The organism is Clostridium zeae (assembly GCF_017312485.1).
GTDB classification, from domain to species: Bacteria; Bacillota; Clostridia; order Clostridiales; family Clostridiaceae; genus Clostridium_AR; species Clostridium_AR zeae.
Map to the genome: position 1 here is coordinate 1 of NZ_BMBA01000022.1, position 922 is coordinate 922.

The following is a 922-nucleotide window of genomic DNA, read 5'->3' on the forward strand; positions in this document are numbered from 1 at the left end:
GAGAATCCTAGTGGCCGAAAACCTAAGGTTTCCTCAGGAAGGCTCGTCCGCTGAGGGTTAGTCGGGACCTAAGCCGAGGCCGAAAGGCGTAGGTGATGGACAATCGGTTGATATTCCGATACTACTGCAAATCGTTATTACCGATGGAGTGACGCAGGAAGATAGAGTGTGCTAGCTATTGGATGCTAGTCTAAGCACTTAGGTATACAGGTAGGCAAATCCGCTTGTATTAGCTGAGGTGTGATGGGGAAAGCCTTTTAGGCTGAAGTACTTGATTCTACGCTGCCAAGAAAAGCTTCTAGGGAGAAATGTAGTACCCGTACCGCAAACCGACACAGGTAGGTGAGGAGAGAATCCTAAGGCCGGCGGAAGAATTACAGTTAAGGAACTCGGCAAATTGACCCCGTAACTTCGGGAGAAGGGGTGCCTACGAGAGTAGGTCGCAGAGAATAGGCCCAAGCAACTGTTTAGCAAAAACACAGGTCTCTGCTAAAGCGAAAGCTGATGTATAGGGGCTGACGCCTGCCCGGTGCTGGAAGGTTAAGGGGAATCGTTAGCGGTAACGCGAAGCGGTGAACTTAAGCCCCAGTAAACGGCGGCCGTAACTATAACGGTCCTAAGGTAGCGAAATTCCTTGTCAGGTAAGTTCTGACCCGAACGAATGGCGTAATGACTTGGGCACTGTCTCAACTGTAAATCCGGCGAAGTTGTAGTGCAAGTGAAGATGCTTGCTACCCGCGATTGGACGGAAAGACCCCGTAGAGCTTTACTGTAGCTTAGCATTGAGTTTCGGTATTGTCTGTACAGGATAGGTGGGAGACTTGGAAGCATTCTCGTTAGGGGATGTGGAGTCGTCCTTGGGATACCACCCTGACAGTACTGGGATTCTAACCGGGCACCATGAAGCTGGTGACGGGACATT

1 rRNA gene is annotated in these 922 nt (G+C 50.4%); it reads left to right on the forward strand.

Annotated elements, in window-relative coordinates:
• Positions 1-922 (forward strand): 23S ribosomal RNA (locus tag J3477_RS25890); the annotation flags it as partial.